Below are 649 nucleotides of genomic sequence, written 5' to 3'. Positions count from 1 at the left end.
TGGCCCTGGCCGGGGGCGCCGTCGTCACGGGCCTCGTCGTCTCCGGTGCGGCGGGGAGGCTCCAGTGAGCGCCGACGCCGGCCCGCGCCGGAGACCGGCGCCACCGGCCGCCCTGGCCCGGCTCGCCCGGACGGTCGGCACGCTGCCCGCCGGGCTGCTCGTCCTGGCGCTGGTGCTCGGGATGTCGGGCCTGCCCACCTCGGCGACGGACGGCGCGTGGCGGGACCAGGAGCTCGTCAGCGGCGCCGTGGCCGTGCGGCTGCCGCGGGTCTGCACCACCGACGGCCGCTACAGCGCCACCGCCCGCGCGCAGATGCTGTCCGGCACCCTCGGCCCGACCGACCTGTCCGCCGTCGCCGGGCTCGGTGGCGTGCGAGCTGCGCACAGCGGCACGGCGGCCACCGTCGTCCCCACCACGGCCACCGCCGTGGGTGCCGCCGCCTGGCGGGACCCGCTCGCCGCGGGCGCGGTGTCCGGCCTGGTGGCGGCCGACCTGTCCGGGGCGCTCCAGCTCCCGGCGGCCGGCCAGGCCACCGGCGTCCTCCAGCAGTACGCCCGGGCGACCGGCGACGGCGAGGCCCAGGCGGCGGCAGGGGCGGTCAGCGACTCCGGCGCCCTGCTGGTCGGCGCGTCCGGGGCCGGCGCGTCG

Annotated in this window: 1 protein-coding gene; it reads left to right on the top strand. The window is 81.2% G+C overall.

From position 1 onward, the window contains the following. Positions 1–64: 64 nt before the first annotated feature. On the top strand, positions 65–649 hold a 585-nt coding region (locus WCS02_RS20920), incomplete at its 3' end, for a choice-of-anchor G family protein (RefSeq protein ID WP_340296229.1).

Source organism: Aquipuribacter hungaricus (assembly GCF_037860755.1).
In the GTDB taxonomy this organism is placed as follows: domain Bacteria; phylum Actinomycetota; class Actinomycetes; order Actinomycetales; family JBBAYJ01; genus Aquipuribacter; species Aquipuribacter hungaricus.
The sequence above is the reverse complement of the archived record's forward strand: the minus strand, read 5'-3'. Positions and strand labels throughout refer to the sequence as shown.